At 54.4% G+C, this 13,631-nt stretch carries 14 protein-coding genes and 3 pseudogenes; 8 read left to right on the top strand and 9 right to left on the bottom strand.

Features of this window, described 5'->3' with window-relative positions:
* Nucleotides 1-536: 536 nt before the first annotated feature.
* Nucleotides 537-794, top strand: a pseudogene (locus FIU28_RS05220) (transposase); the annotation flags it as partial.
* Between the two features lie 12 nt (nt 795-806).
* Here FIU28_RS05220 and FIU28_RS05225 read toward each other — a convergent pair.
* The 3 genes from FIU28_RS05225 to FIU28_RS05235 all read right to left on the bottom strand — a co-directional run bounded on the left by FIU28_RS05225 (nt 807) and on the right by FIU28_RS05235 (nt 2,735).
* The gene (locus FIU28_RS05225) at nt 807-1,967 is read right to left on the bottom strand and encodes an IS30 family transposase (RefSeq protein ID WP_210247753.1); all 1,161 of its coding nucleotides are present in this window, start codon (nt 1,965-1,967) and stop codon (nt 807-809) included.
* 64 nt (nt 1,968-2,031) lie between these two features.
* On the bottom strand, nt 2,032-2,412 hold the full coding sequence (locus FIU28_RS05230) for a YkvA family protein (protein WP_143571966.1): 381 nt from the start codon (nt 2,410-2,412) through the stop codon (nt 2,032-2,034).
* Nucleotides 2,413-2,465: 53 nt separating this feature from the next.
* On the bottom strand, nt 2,466-2,735 hold the full coding sequence (locus tag FIU28_RS05235) for a hypothetical protein (RefSeq protein ID WP_143571967.1): 270 nt from the start codon (nt 2,733-2,735) through the stop codon (nt 2,466-2,468).
* Nucleotides 2,736-2,991: 256 nt separating this feature from the next.
* On the opposite strand from FIU28_RS05235, the gene FIU28_RS05240 reads away from it, so the two are divergent.
* The 3 genes from FIU28_RS05240 (at nt 2,992) to FIU28_RS05250 (ending at nt 4,903) form a co-directional block, all read left to right on the top strand.
* A complete protein-coding gene (locus FIU28_RS05240) occupies nt 2,992-3,180 on the top strand; it encodes a DUF3606 domain-containing protein (protein ID WP_143571968.1) in 189 nt (62 codons plus the stop codon).
* A 408-nt stretch (nt 3,181-3,588) separates the two neighbouring features.
* Complete coding sequence (locus FIU28_RS05245; protein ID WP_143571969.1) at nt 3,589-3,837, top strand: DNA-directed RNA polymerase subunit alpha C-terminal domain-containing protein; 249 nt, start codon at nt 3,589-3,591, stop codon at nt 3,835-3,837.
* 325 nt (nt 3,838-4,162) lie between these two features.
* Nucleotides 4,163-4,903, top strand: coding sequence for an outer membrane protein (locus FIU28_RS05250; protein ID WP_143576047.1), 741 nt, complete (start codon nt 4,163-4,165; stop codon nt 4,901-4,903).
* Nucleotides 4,904-4,976: 73 nt separating this feature from the next.
* On the opposite strand, the gene FIU28_RS27170 is transcribed toward FIU28_RS05250, so the two are convergent.
* Together FIU28_RS27170 and FIU28_RS26810 are read right to left on the bottom strand one after the other, a co-directional pair.
* Nucleotides 4,977-5,102, bottom strand: coding sequence for a hypothetical protein (locus tag FIU28_RS27170; RefSeq protein ID WP_256365963.1), 126 nt, complete (start codon nt 5,100-5,102; stop codon nt 4,977-4,979).
* Nucleotides 5,103-5,418: 316 nt separating this feature from the next.
* Nucleotides 5,419-5,607 (bottom strand): annotated as a pseudogene (locus FIU28_RS26810) (integrase core domain-containing protein); the annotation flags it as partial.
* Nucleotides 5,608-5,611: 4 nt separating this feature from the next.
* Between FIU28_RS26810 and FIU28_RS26815 the strand changes: the two are divergent.
* Nucleotides 5,612-5,752: pseudogene (locus FIU28_RS26815) on the top strand (IS3 family transposase); the annotation flags it as partial.
* A gap of 350 nt (nt 5,753-6,102) precedes the next feature.
* Nucleotides 6,103-6,288: a DUF2188 domain-containing protein gene (locus FIU28_RS26645; RefSeq protein WP_210245478.1), complete on the top strand. Its 186-nt coding sequence runs from the start codon at nt 6,103-6,105 to the stop codon at nt 6,286-6,288.
* A 1,690-nt stretch (nt 6,289-7,978) separates the two neighbouring features.
* Here the strand turns inward: FIU28_RS26645 and tnpB are convergent.
* Together tnpB and FIU28_RS05265 are read right to left on the bottom strand one after the other, a co-directional pair.
* Nucleotides 7,979-8,260: an IS66 family insertion sequence element accessory protein TnpB gene (gene tnpB / locus FIU28_RS05260; RefSeq protein ID WP_441351270.1), complete on the bottom strand. Its 282-nt coding sequence runs from the start codon at nt 8,258-8,260 to the stop codon at nt 7,979-7,981.
* A 70-nt stretch (nt 8,261-8,330) separates the two neighbouring features.
* Complete coding sequence (locus FIU28_RS05265) at nt 8,331-8,867, bottom strand: hypothetical protein (RefSeq protein ID WP_441351651.1); 537 nt, start codon at nt 8,865-8,867, stop codon at nt 8,331-8,333.
* Nucleotides 8,868-9,047: 180 nt separating this feature from the next.
* On the opposite strand from FIU28_RS05265, the gene FIU28_RS05270 reads away from it, so the two are divergent.
* Both FIU28_RS05270 and FIU28_RS05275 read left to right on the top strand, forming a co-directional pair.
* Nucleotides 9,048-9,671, top strand: coding sequence for a hypothetical protein (locus FIU28_RS05270; protein ID WP_143571970.1), 624 nt, complete (start codon nt 9,048-9,050; stop codon nt 9,669-9,671).
* Nucleotides 9,672-9,890: 219 nt separating this feature from the next.
* Complete coding sequence (locus FIU28_RS05275) at nt 9,891-10,709, top strand: hypothetical protein (RefSeq protein WP_143571971.1); 819 nt, start codon at nt 9,891-9,893, stop codon at nt 10,707-10,709.
* Between the two features lie 768 nt (nt 10,710-11,477).
* Here the strand turns inward: FIU28_RS05275 and FIU28_RS05285 are convergent.
* Nucleotides 11,478-12,113, bottom strand: coding sequence for a hypothetical protein (locus FIU28_RS05285; RefSeq protein WP_143571973.1), 636 nt, complete (start codon nt 12,111-12,113; stop codon nt 11,478-11,480).
* 276 nt (nt 12,114-12,389) lie between these two features.
* On the bottom strand, nt 12,390-13,151 hold the full coding sequence (locus FIU28_RS05290) for a DNA N-6-adenine-methyltransferase (RefSeq protein WP_246660877.1): 762 nt from the start codon (nt 13,149-13,151) through the stop codon (nt 12,390-12,392).
* Between the last annotated feature and the right edge of the window lie 480 nt (nt 13,152-13,631).

The following is a 13,631-nucleotide window of genomic DNA, read 5'->3' on the forward strand; positions in this document are numbered from 1 at the left end:
CATTGATTAAAAGTCCGAACTCGCATGCGCCTTCGGCTTTGCTCATTCGAACTCGTGTTCGCTTCTGGCTCTCTCGCTCACTATCGTTCGCTCTTTCACCAGAACCTTCACCCGTTTCCCATATCGATTTCCTGGGCTAAGTTCATTGCGACGATGTTTGCTGATGTCTCTTTTGCTAATGGATCAAGTCGCTATTCGTATAAGCAATTCATGATTTCATCATACAAGTTGATGATCGATTCGTTTGATTGGAGAGCCAAGACGGAGAGAGCAAGCGTAAGCTTGCGATCGTATCCATTCGTTAGAAACTGGACACAACTCTATTCCCCTGCCCCTACCAAAGATGAATAGCCCCCAACTAACGGGACGTCTTTGATAGAAGCAGGGGGAGATAGCTAGCCGGTTCCTTCGTTGAGTCTTCGACAGTGACTTCCAGCAATGTAACGGTTTTATTCGTAACAGGTGGCCACCCGTAGTGAGCTGCACCCGGTTCCGAAGACACCAAGTTAGGTGTTTTATGGAGCTGGAGGTGTGCCATGGAGAGACGGAAGTTTACGCGAGAGTACAAGCTTGAGGCGGTCAAGCTGATCAAGGATCGGGGCGTGTCCTACGCTCAGGCTGCCGAAGATCTCGGCGTTCATCCGACGCAGCTGCGTGAATGGGTGAAGAAGTTCGCCGACGACCCACAACATGCGTTTCCCGGCCAAGGTCAGATGAAGCCGGAGCAGCAGGAGATCACGCGTCTCAGGCGCGAGGTTGCCAAACTGAAGGCTGAGCGCGACATCCTAAAAAAAGCCGCGGTGGGTTCAACCGGTGAACGCAACACGTTGCGCAAGCTTAGCGCCCGGTGTGATGAAGCCAAGCGTTTTCCTCGGCCGGGTGTTGAGTTTCAGCGCCACGGCGTTTAGATCGGCCTGACTGTAAACCGATAGATCCGCGCCTTTTGGAAAGTACTGGCGCAATAACCCATTGGTGTTTTCGTTACTGCCGCGCTGCCACGGGCTGCGCGGGTCGCAGAAGTAGACTTTTACATCAGTGGCAACGGTAAAACGCCTGTGGGCAGCAAGTTCGGTTCCTCGATCCCAGGTCAGAGACGACATAAATCCTTCTGGTAGTTGTTTGACCTGCTTAACCAAGGCGGTCACGACGTTGTCTGTGTCTTTTTCCTTTACACGGACCAAGAGCACATATCGGGAATGGCGCTCGACCAGGGTTGCAATGTGTGTGTTGTTTCCTCCCGACAGCAGGTCGCCTTCCCAGTGCCCTGGTATCGCGCGGTCCTCGATTTCGGCGGGGCGCTCGCTAATCGACACAGCATCAACTATTTGACCGCGCGTCTGTCCTTGCGTGGTCGATGTCTTCCCACGGCGCATGATCCGCCTGCTGCGTAGACGCGATATCAGCTCTTTTTTCAGTACACCACGCGCTTGGACGAACAGGCTTTTATAGATCGTTTCATGGGATACTCTCATTGTCTTATCGTCCATATATTCGGCCATGAGCCATCCCGATATCTGCTGAGGTGACCAATGGTGCTGCAGCTTCGCTGCCACTACCCTCTGAAGAGATCTATTCGCTGCAAGGAGACAAGGCTTTGGACGTGACGCTTCCTGCCATGCCCGCTCATCAGCCATGGTAGCACGATATTTGTAACGGCCTCGATTACGATCCACCTCCCGGCTAATGGTTGAGGGAGATCGGCCAAGCTGCTCGGCAATCCTGCGCAGAGACAGGCCGGCAATTAATCCGCGAGATATCTCCTCCCGATCCTGAAGGGTCAAACACCGCGACGATCGTTTCCGGGCGATTGGAGCTATTCCACCCTTTGCCAGCAGCACCCCAAACACCGAAGCCGCATGCTTTCCAAGGGCTCGCCCAATATCGCTCAGTGACTGGCCCGCCTTCCATCTCGCCCATAGCTCTGCTTTTTGCTGTTGGGATAACCCCGGGCGACCCATCTGCGGCATCTTGATCCCTCCAGAAACGACATGAATTAATCATGTTGCGTTCACCAGTTGAATCCACCGTGGCTTAGTTTGAAAAGTATCCGCACGCGATCCAGCCGACCGCAACAGTGGACGCTATCCAGATTACCACAATGACCGCTACCGCAACCCGGCTCACAGGCCGTTCTTGCGCAGCTTCCGCCAGAGCGCGGTGCTCCGCCATGATCCCCGGCGGGATCATTCGTACTACAAGGGCGATTCCAAGTGGAACGATAATCAAATCATCCAGATACCCAATGACCGGGATAAAGTCTGGAATCAAATCGATTGGTGAAAGAGCGTATCCCGCGACCGCGATTGCGAGCCCCTTCGCATACCATGGGACACGCGGATCACGCGCCGCAAGATACAATGCGTGCGCGTCTCGCTTTAACGTTCTGGCCCATATTTTTATCAATGCGAGCATATACCGACTCAGTTGGCGGTCTCTTTCTTAGTCTCAATTTTCATTTCGACCAGCTATCCATCGTCGCCGTTGTGGATTGCGAAACATTCATCGCGAAAGTTTTTAACCAGCGCACTCGCTGTGGCGCAGGCTATCCCTTTTCTAGCGGATTGGCCGGCGCCACCCGGGCATGACCACTGCCAGAATACGCGATTTTTGGCGCCGGTCTGCTTGGCAATGCCGCCGACCTCAAACTCGTAGCCATCCGCCATTACCAGGATGACGCGGAACTCGTCGGGGTAGGCTCGAACAATTGCGTCGCGGCGGACAAGCAGAAAGGGCATTGCGTCAGTCTAGCGCGGGGCCGGGCCAGCGTCACCGCAGGGACGTTAAGGTCGTGTTCCCGATCGCGCCGGCTGTTGCCAGTCGGATGAGCAGGTTGTTGAGCCCGCCAGACGAAGGCCTGCACATGACGTCTTATGCGCGGATCGAACATGACGCTGAGCCGAAATTGAACTAAATCTCGCTTGCCGAGTTCTGCCCTGCACTTAAACGGATCGTGGGCTGCGAAGGCGGTACTGCTTAAAGGGTCAAAAGAAGATGTCTGACGAGCTTGGAAATCGAGGCCAGAAGGGCAGCCACATACAGATGGACGATGACCTTGAAGTCCGCAATTGGTGCCGCCACTTGAAGGTGACGCGGGAAGACCTTCATCGGGCCGTTGGCAAGGTCGGTAATGCCGCGGCCTCCGTTCGAAAAGAGCTCTATCGCGACGCCGACCGACCCTGATTTTCTATTGAATCACCGGTGACCAGGAAAAGAACACCGTGGACGCCCGAAGACGACGAACTGCTCATGCAGCTCAAAATAGCGGGGGTCGGAATTTACGAGATTTCGTCGCGCCTGCAGCGCACGGGCTCTGCGATCGATAATCGTTGGAACGCCATTCGAAGTAAGGCTGATCCTCGACAAAAGCCCCGCTTGTACCGTCGGAAGTCCGAGAGTTAGTGCTGCTGAATGGTATCGTAGAGCGGCGTTATTTTTGCATTTGCCGGCCATTTTGACCGCCCCAAGTCCCTGCAGGTCAGGCCCAGGCTCGTTTTGGCGAGAGAAGCGGCCGGGCCGTTTAGAACCTTTTAGTTTGTGGGGGCGTTTGCCAGATAAAATTCTGGATCAATTAATTAAAGTGAGCCGGTCATGCGCGATCCAACACCCGAGTTAAAAGACGACATCCCGATCGATGAAGTGCGCCTGACGACCCGAGTGCGAAATGCTCTGATCCACGGCGGCATCAAGACCGTCGGTGATGTTCGTGAAGCCTCCAATAAAACCCTTCTAAGCTTGCAGGACATGGGATCAGGATCCGTCGATTATCTCCGTCAATGCCTTGGTTTGGCTTCAGAGGACGGCGTGCGTCCATCCGGTCATGCCGGCGACGCCTTATGACTGCAGGCCCAAGCAACTGACACGAGCTCCGATCCCGCCTTTAGCTAATTATCCTCTAGCCGATAAAGCTGCCATATCGTTTTCTCGATTCTGGCAGTTTGCTTCGCCAGCAGCGGATTCTTTTGCCGATCCTAGTGAGACGTCAAAGCCGCCACAACACGGGACGCAACCGTCGGGCGCGGAAATTAAGCACTTGAATACCATTTGTTAGGCATCTGGAAGTTTTTTAATCATAAAGTGTTGCAATTTGGCGACAACGAGAATCGCATTTTACGGCTGGCGTATTCGTGAGTTCATGTACAAAACTTTTTGGGGGACTTTTGATATGAAGGCATTTCTACTCGGGACCGTAGCCCTTGCTACGATCGGCTTGGCAGCGCCGGTCTCTGCAGCAGATATGGCGGCTCGTACGTACACGAAGGCTCCGGCTTATGCTGCCGCGCAGGTGTATAATTGGACCGGCTTCTATATCGGCGGCCACGTTGGTGGCGATTGGCGTGGCAACAGCACCTTCGGAAACGGTAACAGCGGTCGATTTATCGTTGGTGTTCAGGGCGGCGCGGATTATCAGTTCGCTCAGAGTTGGGTTGTCGGTATCGAAGCTAATTACAGCTTCAAGCCGAACACTAATAGTAACAACGGCTATGCTTTTGCCGATCCGGCAGGCGCTGGTATCCTGACCAATAATTCTAACAGCCGTGGCCTTGGTTCGGTGACCGGTCGACTCGGCTACGCATGGGGTCCTGCGCTTCTGTACGCTAAGGGCGGCTATGGATTCCGCGACAATGGTAGCAATATCGGAATCACGGTTGGTGGAGCGCCCGTCGCATTCACTTACAACCGTCGTCAGGACGGTTACACAGTTGGCGGCGGCTTGGAATATCTGTTCACCCAAAACTGGTCGGGTAAAATTGAATATCAGTACTTTAACTTTGGTAACTCACAGTTTACTGCTGGCCCGGCGGCTTTGGTTGCTCTTGGATCGTTCCGTAACGACGAACACACAGTCAAGGCGGGTCTGAATTATCGGTTCAATCTCGGCGGCCCCGTTATGGCTAAGTATTGATCTTTATCTAAATATTTGAGCAAAAGGCCGACCGAGAGGTCGGCCTTTTTTCTGCTTGCGTGTAGCGATATCGCTATTCACTCGGGAAACGGAGTCGCTCCGTCATTAACTCTTCCAAAAACTCGCCTAAGGCTCGGTTGCCGGCAAGGCGCGCCATCAGGTAGTCGCTGAAACCCTCAGCTTCCAGATTCACACCCATCGGCGCTCCGCGACGAACAATGCGCCACCGCCACGATACGGGAAATTTAGAAACTCTAATCACAACGATATGATAGCCGAGACTGTCAAACTTGCTCTTCATGTACGGGACGATCTGGTATCAGAGGTAACATCATAACTTTCCGCGCTGCTACGTTAACGCGACTTGCTATGTGGAAGTTCCGCGACCTCGGCAAAGTAAGAATTTCGTAGTATTCGCCGGTTCATGCAAGGGCGTGGATGGACCTAAGTGGCTGAGTATTTCCCTGTTCTCAGCAGCGCCTGATCGGTCCCCACTGACTGGTCCAGTTGGAATGTTAGGGCATGGGCGCCTTGGGTGCCAGCGCGGTCGGCGTACTTGGTGGGGGTTGCGAAGCCGACCGCGCGGTCCTTGCGGGCACGAAGACCTCGGGGGCTGGTGGCCTATAACCCAGCGAGCCGTGAGGACGGCCGGTGTTCTAATGCCGACGCCAACCTTCAGTTACGATCCTAGCCTCGGCCAGTGACGTCCGCTATTATGAAAGCATCGAAAACGTCACGCCGGCGGACGTCTACTACGGCAGAGCGGAGGCGATCATCGCAGAACGCAGACGCATCAAACTTGCCACCATCGCAAACCGTCGCTTGCAGCACCGACTGCAGGCTGCTTAAACTCTAACCGCTGATGAGCCAGAGGCTCTCTTCTCGAAACACGTGATCAGTCTCAAATTGCCTGACGACGGACAGTTTGATTGATCGGTCGGCGGTCTCGATCCAACTTACTTCTGCGATTCTGCCGATTTTGATAATAATGCGAACCGTAGTGATACGGTCCTCAAATCCAGGACTCCCCTCATGCCGTTGTTGGGTCGGCCGTCTGGGGCGGAGAAATCAGTGGGTCTGATTGGGTCAGGGAATTTGATAAAACAATGATTAGGTGTCATTCATCAAAGCGATCTTCTATATTCTGCGCACCGGCTCCCCACGCGGTCCAGTCAGTGGCTCAAGGAAACGTCTATCAGATGACCTGGAGCGGCCAGCCTCAACCGGCGATCGAGTTAGTCCGAGATGATGCGACCGCTGGAGGTAGCCTGTCGGCTGCGATCGGCCAGCATGGGGGCTCGGTGAAAATCAAGAAGATGGACGGCGTTTTCCAGGAAAAGCGCACGTTCCCACGCAGTGCCGAGCCTCGTTCGTCCAAGGGCTAAGGCCGTTGCAGTTCTAACTACCAGGCCAGCACGGCCCCTTCGAGATCCCAGACGACTGGTGGCGATTTACCGCCGAGGGTTGGGCCGGTGACAGTCAAGCTGTACTCGACAACGCAAAAAATAAAACGCTGGTACAGACTCATAAGAGCGCTTTACTCGCTTCTGATACCACTCATATGTAACACACGGGCTTCCCACTTCAACCGATTCAAGCGCGTCATTTGCTCCGGCCGGGGTAATACCCTTAGCTTTTGCCTGCTGGCTTTCAGAACTCTTCTCTAGGTATTACAACTCAATCAATTTGCGACGACCTGTGCCAAGCTATCTGCGCTCATCATATGATGATCCGCTTACACGTCAGTACTCTAGTATCGGTCGCGACGTGGCACTCTATGCACCCGTCCTCGAGTTGATAAGCCATGATGAACCGACATGGGTTATCGGCGTAACCGGGCTGGTCCTCGATAACACCAAACTTCGCCCACCGCGTTTTAGGCTCTTGGCGAAAGCGCGCTATAGTCTCAGAGCATCTCACATAGAACTTATGATCATAAGAAGTAAGTCGTCCGCTGGCTAAGGCATTGTCAGCCCACGCCAGAAAATGATTTTCGTCGATTAGATCTACGTTATTTTTCCAAAACGGGATATCCAAACAACTTTTCGCTTCTAGGTATGCCTCTAGCATCACCGAATGCTCTGTGCCATCAGCCGAGACGGTCATGGAGTAGTGATAGCAGAATGTGGAATAGGATTCTTTGATATTCAAGCGAATGCATCCGTTGTTGATATCATTCCTTTATAGGTGATTGTCTGCAGACCCGTCACTATTTAATCACGTGAGCGGGTTGTGACATTTGTGTCTGAGGACTTCGTGCTGCGACATGAGCGAAGCATTTAACATCTATTAAAAGTCCGAACTCGCATGCGCCTTCGGCTTTGCTCATTCGAACTCGTGTTCGCTTCTGGCTCTCTCGCTCACTATCGTTCGCTCTTTCACCATAAACTTCACCCGTGTCCTATATCGATTTCCCGGGCTAAGTTCATGAGTGTTTGCTGATGTCTCTTTTGCTAATGGATCAGGTCGCCAGTCGTATAAGAGATCCATGCTTTTATCATATAAATTGATAGCCGGTTTCGTTTTATTAGAGAGCCACGATGGAGAGAGCAAGCGTAAGCTTGCGATCGTATCCATTCGTTAGAAACTGGACACAACTCTATCCCCCTGCTCCTATCAAAGCTGAACAGCCTACCATTTCGGTGGAGGCGTCTTTGAAAGAAGCAGGGGGAGATAATCGTCGGTTCCTTCGTTGAGTCTTCGACAGTGACTTCCAGCAATGTAACGGTTTTATTCGTAACAGGTGGCCACCCGTAGCCCTGTCTTTAGTTGCTGTCTCTGAATGCAAGCATTCTGGCGGTTAGAAGTTGGTATAACCAACATCAGCGTGTCACCCAAGCCAAGTCACGCGACCAGGATGTCACGAGCCGTCGTCATCGTTAGGACGTTGCGGCTCTCTTTCGATCAGCTTTATACGACTGATCAGCGTTTTGGCCTCGGAGCCTGCTCCTAATACGGTCTCGTTTCCCGCGTCAGAGTTTTAGCCGGGCAGCCACCGAGCTCCATAAGGAGCGCCCACCGAATTTCAATTCTATTTATCTATTATGCCGCCGCGAACGCAATATCTCTTTTTGCCTACAACCCGGCTATGCCGGCGTCACCATCGCGCGCCGTGTGGACACGCCGCCAGTCCAGCCCTTCGCGCAGCGCCGACAATTGCGCGGCCGACAAATGGATCACGCCGTCTTCGATCTTCGGCCAGCGGAAGATGCTATCCTCCAGCGGCTTGGCGAACAGGCACAGACCGGTGCCGTCCCAATACACCAGCTTGATCCGATCCGCGCGCTTGGCGCGGAACACGTAGACCGCGCCGGAGAACGGATCCGCCGCCATGCTCTCGCGCACCAGTGCCGCCAATCCATCGCGCCCTTGCGGACGTCCACAGGTTTGCTCGCGACCCAGACGCGGACCGTGCCAATCGGGTCTGTCACGCGCCGGCTTTCAAAGCCCGCAACACCGCGGCGATCGTGCCCGCCGGGGCGCCAGCGCCGATGCGCACCGTCACGCCATCAATGGCGACCTGGATCGTTCCAGCAGGGTTCTTCCAGCTGCCGGCGCGGCGTCTTGCGCTGCCGATGGCCCGCCGTGTCGGATGTGCCGGATCGACAACCGCCGGGACAAGACGCGGTTCATCATCCTTGGAAACGCCGCCTGAGCTTCTCTGACCTGCCGTCGCCGACCGAACAATTGCTGCGGCGACAATCCATGCCGCCGAGCCACGCCGGAAACAGACTTGCCACTGCTCTCGATCGCCGCGATCACCCGCGCCTTGTCCTCGTCGCTCCACGTCCGCCGGCGACCCGCACCGGTGAACACCTCTAGCCACAGCAAAGAGCACGCGGGCGTTCCGCCCCCTTTTACCCTCAAGAGTTGAAACAGCATCGACGCTAACGCCAGCCTTGTTCGCTAGCACCGTTTGACTCAGACCTGTAAGCGCCTGTCGGACAGCGCTGGCAAAATCCATCCGTTTCTCCGGAACTTCTTCGGCTAAAACGTATTTGCATTAGCTCGCATTTTCGTGCGGCGCCATCCCAGGCTGCTTGCGCTCGAAGCTTATAGAATTATACCGACGAAAACGGTTCGATGAAGCCGCGCTCGGACTTCCGTCGCCGCGATAGCTATCGCGCAATGATTGGAAGTATTCGTGAAAAATATTGCGCTCACAAACTCTTCCGTGCGTATTCGTACTGCCGGCGTCCTGCTGGTTGAAAGGAAGTATCCAATGACTCTAACGAATGAAAACGAAGAGAGCACCCAAATGCCGAATCTTCAACCGGATCCGGTTTACTTCAGTAAAGCGCTTTGGTTCGAAAAACGTGACTTAAATCTGGTGCCGTTGGCAACATATCTCACATTGCGACCTACTTGCGATATTCCCAACCACACGATGACGGCTTGCATCACGGCCTGCCAGGGCAATGAGTTATCGATTGGTCAAGCCACTTCGCCGCCGATCCTTGCTGCGTATTTTCGGAAGTTCGTGGATGCGTTTGAAGCAGCGCTGCTTATCCAACAACAGAACCCCCATCTGCACATTCTTTATGATGGCTTCGAAACAACCGCACAGATGAGCGGTAGGCGCCATTTAGCTACGCAGCTTGCGTGGACAGAATGCGACGACGAGTGGGATTACTACTATAAAGCTATGGAGAACCCGCCTTTACTCGCAAATATCTCGAGTGATGTCCCGGATGTCATTTGCGCAGTGATCGGCCGCGCGCTAGCCGAAAAGTTCTCTTCGACGAACAGCTTCAACAAGAACCCATAAGAGAAGCCGCATTGCTGCTTTATTACGTTGAAGCAAGAGACTTCAAACACATCTATTACGATCTCTTCTTACGTCAAAATGATTCTTATCGTTCATTGCTGCGGTTAGTTTTGCAGTGCCATATCAGAAATTTCGCATACAAGCCGCTGGAGTTAGCGCAACAGGTCCACACCGGGGCGAGCCGCGTCAAGACGACTATCCTGTCCGACGACGGTTGCGATGAAACGGCTGCGCCTAACACCGAACCCGCGCAATTGTGCGCCCGAGAAAGAAAACACATCCGTGCCCGTATTCACAATCGAACGCTCCTACGACGTCCCGCACTCTCGTCTCGCGACATACGACGCGGAGACACTTGCCAACGCGCTGGAACTCGACGTCCAGAACAACAATTGGAACTACCAGAAAGCCGACTATCAAACAACCCGCCTCGAGTACGTGACCGGCGCATGGTCTGGCAACGAAGCCTATAAGGGCGAGAGGCTACCTCTTCCTGCTTTACCAGCGCTTGACTGGCGCGCGGTGATGCGCGAACTGCTCGACTCCGATGCTGACAACGCGTCCAACACCAAATTACAAGGACAACGCGCCACCCTTGATCGCTCAGCAAATGCTCGAACAGCCGCGGCTGCTTTGCTGGCACTCCCCGTTGCGCCTTCGCCTTTGTGGCGCGAGATCACCAGCGATCTTGCCGGCGCACTGTCAGGGTGCACCACGCAAATAGAGCAGATACGCGAAATGTTTCCCGGCGATGACGGCAAGATTGCCGAGGCGCTCGAAAATGCCGACGAAGCCGAAACGACATATGATGATGCGATCAAATCCGCCCCGGTCGCCACGGCGCGCGATCCCGCACTCTGGCTTGATCGCGCGACGAATCTGCTGATCAAAACGCTTGGCCAATGGGAGGACGAAGAAGACAGTGTTCAGGAGGAGCACGAAGGGCACATTAACGATCTGCGCCAATTCGTCAAAGACTGGCATACGAACAAGCCGAAGCTGCATCCCGACGAACTGGCACGACCATCTCGCGCATGACGATCTGTTCGGACGATGGCGACGCCACTGATGCGGTCGAAATGATGAACTCGCTTATCTTGAAAGCGAAGGCGGCTTGTGTTGCGGCCTGATCCCCGATCGCGGCTGACCAAGATTTGCTCACAAAACCTTCATAGCAGAAGATCTAAACAAACGGCTCCCGCACCAAAGCTTGGCTTTCGTGCCTTCGCTCGCATCTGGTGACAAAACCTAACGGCGGTCACGAGGTGGGCAAACTGTCATGGCTACCGCAGCGATGAGCGAAAATGATTTTCTCAATTCAAAGCTTGTGCGAAACGAGGGATACCTCAAAACCGGCCGCTCAGGGGTGCAAATTGGGCTCTGACTCACTTTTGATGAAGTTCGCGCGCAGCCTCGTGTTGGTTTCACAAAGGAATCAGCATCATGCAGCACGCCTTGCGTCCGTCAGTGCTGGTCCCTGACGGATTTGAAGTAGAGACCGCAGTTTGTGAAGGCGCCACGACCGCGATCACCATTCGCCCGAAGACAGGCGCAAGTCATTGATAGTATGGCAGCGGACGCGGCGTGCCATGACAACAAGTCGAACCGATCGCCCTGCGCCGCCGAACGACCCAAAGCAGCGTATCATTGCTCACCGGCAGCATCAGTCGGCGTGCAAACTTCGCTGCGGGCCGGCCTCCCAATGCAAGGCCAAAATGATGGATGACAAAATCGAGTCGTATCGTTCGCCGCGCCCAAGGTGCCAAGGCGCTATGCTTGAGGTTCATCGCACTTCATGTGTGCCACCTACCCAAGATGTAGTTTGGCTATGATGAAGTCTCTTTCGGTCTCAAAACATAGTACGAACTTCGGACCGAAGCCCTCAACTGTGAACTGCCCTTTTAGATGCGGCTCGATTCTAGCCCGCAGATCCGCCGGCGTTTCGCCGGAGGCGTCCATCACCAATGCAGGCCATATCTGATGGTCTGCTGGGTCTGGCACCCAGAACACATCGCCTTCAATATTGGCCTGAGTGACAAGATGCGATGAGGCACGACTATCGAGGAAACCGTGATGCTTTGCGTACAAGTGACCGTTGTGCTTTGCTAACATCGGTTCAGTGCCGTACGCCTTTAGATAGCGCTTCAATACCATCTGGAGGTATGCAGTATGTTCCTTCTGACACTGTGGGATGAAGTGCGCGCGTACAACTTCAAACGTGTCAGGGTAGTCAGCAAGAGGGCTCAAGAGCCTTCTGGACAGCTGCGGGTAGGCGTCGCCAGCACCGTTCGAGAGAATGAGCGAGCGGGACATCAGTTTCTGCGAAATGCGAGATACCTCATTTTTGATCTCCTGCAAGGCGGAGATCAAAAGGTCGTGGCGCACGTCACACGCATGCTGCATGCCGTGTTCTTCATTTAGAATCTTTTGGTCGTGGTTCATGTCGTGTCTCCAGCCTGGGCCGGATGGCCACGGGCGAAGGACAAAATGTACGTTCAAGAATTTGGAGGCCACTGCATCAGATTGGCCAAAAGGTCATGCTCAGCCATTCAAAGCGCCACGCCGACCAGATAAGGCCGGATTTTAAGCATTTTTGCAGACCTCGTTGTCCCTTATCACAATGAGTCTGCAGCCCGTCACAGATGCCGAACACTGGCGCACCTGCCTGGATGGCGTAAGACGTGCCGCGATTTGACCGCGCTGGGAATGGCGTGGACGTTATCGCGAAAGCCGCAAGTGGAGGGGCCGGCCCAGTCCAAGAGAAGCGGCCTTCTGAAGATGGACGCACGGGAACACCTCCAGCGTTCGCTTGATCATCAGATCATCTGCGCCATAGAGAACCACACTATTGCCAAACGGCGCCTTATACTGAACGTTCGCGCTTAGGAACCTGATCCGATCCTGAAGGATGAAGACGTCCGCCTTTCCGTATCCGAATTCGTGAAAGGCTTGAGTGTGCAGCACGCTGTTAGGAAGTAGCAGCATCACGGCCGAGCAATGGCCTGCCGCAAAGCTCTCGTACGCCTTCCGGGTGAACTTCATCGCCATGCTGTAGGGCGGATTTACATACGCGCGACCGAACCACCGCTGGGTCAAGCCATCGTCAAGTTCTGTGAAGGTTTTACGGGCACCAACCGGGCTGGCGAGATCACCGCAGGGATCAAGATCGACCCGCCCGAGCACATGCACGATCCGCTCCCAGATTTCAGGCGGCGTGAATCGGACGTCTCGCGTTCCTTTGCCCCATCGCGCGATCTCGGACTTCCGAGGGCGAGCTTTTGGCGCGAGTACATCCAGAGCGGCCTGAAGAGTCGCCACCCGAGCGTTCCCTCGTTCGAGCCGGACAATAGCCGGCGCTGAAACTTCTGCCCGCTGAGCCAACTCTTCCTGGGACCACATGCGCCGCTTGCGGAGTATACGAACCTGATCGCCGAAAGAGCGACCACGGGGTAGCCCCGTGAAGCGCAAGTCGATCGCCATAGCGACAGCGGAAAGCAACCGTACAGTTCCGGCCCCGTGCACTTCCAAAGCTGAAACAGCATCGAGGCTAACTCCAGCCCGTTGCGCCAAAGTGGTTTGACTGAGACCAGACGCTGTACGCGCCTGACGGATTGCGTCACCTAGCTCCATCCACTTCCCCGGAAATTATTCGGCTAATACGTTAGTGACCTAGCCTAAATTTTCGTGCCGCGCCACTTCCGAAAACGCTGTTGCAATCGTCGCGCAAAATCTTTGGTCGTGAAGTGAGCAGGATAACGCGGCGAGCGCCATTGAGCCAACGGGAAGGTCAGGTGAACCGGATTGACCAGTCTTATCCGTAAAGTTGGAGCAAGCCTCAATCGTCGATTTCCGAGTCTCGCAGCCGCGACATTTCAAGCGAACCAACGTGCTCGCTGAAACAAATTGCACTTAGCAATCACGTTCTGCTTAATAAGGTTACTAATTCATACTTATATAAAG

Source organism: Tardiphaga sp. vice154 (assembly GCF_007018645.1).
Classification (GTDB): domain Bacteria; phylum Pseudomonadota; class Alphaproteobacteria; order Rhizobiales; family Xanthobacteraceae; genus Tardiphaga.

What these genes read in the sequence shown, in the direction of transcription:
- FIU28_RS05235 (WP_143571967.1), bottom strand. Translation starts at nt 2,735, where the DNA reads ATGCCCTTTCTGCTTGTCCGCCGCGACGCAATTGTTCGAGCCTACCCC.
- FIU28_RS27170 (WP_256365963.1), bottom strand. Translation starts at nt 5,102, where the DNA reads ATGGGTGTGAATCTGGAAGCTGAGGGTTTCAGCGACTACCTGATGGCG.
- FIU28_RS05250 (WP_143576047.1), top strand. Translation starts at nt 4,163, where the DNA reads ATGAAGGCATTTCTACTCGGGACCGTAGCCCTTGCTACGATCGGCTTG.
- FIU28_RS05265 (WP_441351651.1), bottom strand. Translation starts at nt 8,867, where the DNA reads ATGGATTTTGCCAGCGCTGTCCGACAGGCGCTTACAGGTCTGAGTCAA.
- FIU28_RS05240 (WP_143571968.1), top strand. Translation starts at nt 2,992, where the DNA reads ATGTCTGACGAGCTTGGAAATCGAGGCCAGAAGGGCAGCCACATACAG.
- FIU28_RS05245 (WP_143571969.1), top strand. Translation starts at nt 3,589, where the DNA reads ATGCGCGATCCAACACCCGAGTTAAAAGACGACATCCCGATCGATGAA.
- FIU28_RS05290 (WP_246660877.1), bottom strand. Translation starts at nt 13,151, where the DNA reads ATGGCGATCGACTTGCGCTTCACGGGGCTACCCCGTGGTCGCTCTTTC.
- FIU28_RS26645 (WP_210245478.1), top strand. Translation starts at nt 6,103, where the DNA reads ATGACCTGGAGCGGCCAGCCTCAACCGGCGATCGAGTTAGTCCGAGAT.
- FIU28_RS05225 (WP_210247753.1), bottom strand. Translation starts at nt 1,967, where the DNA reads ATGCCGCAGATGGGTCGCCCGGGGTTATCCCAACAGCAAAAAGCAGAG.
- FIU28_RS05275 (WP_143571971.1), top strand. Translation starts at nt 9,891, where the DNA reads ATGAAACGGCTGCGCCTAACACCGAACCCGCGCAATTGTGCGCCCGAG.
- FIU28_RS05230 (WP_143571966.1), bottom strand. Translation starts at nt 2,412, where the DNA reads ATGCTCGCATTGATAAAAATATGGGCCAGAACGTTAAAGCGAGACGCG.
- FIU28_RS05285 (WP_143571973.1), bottom strand. Translation starts at nt 12,113, where the DNA reads ATGAACCACGACCAAAAGATTCTAAATGAAGAACACGGCATGCAGCAT.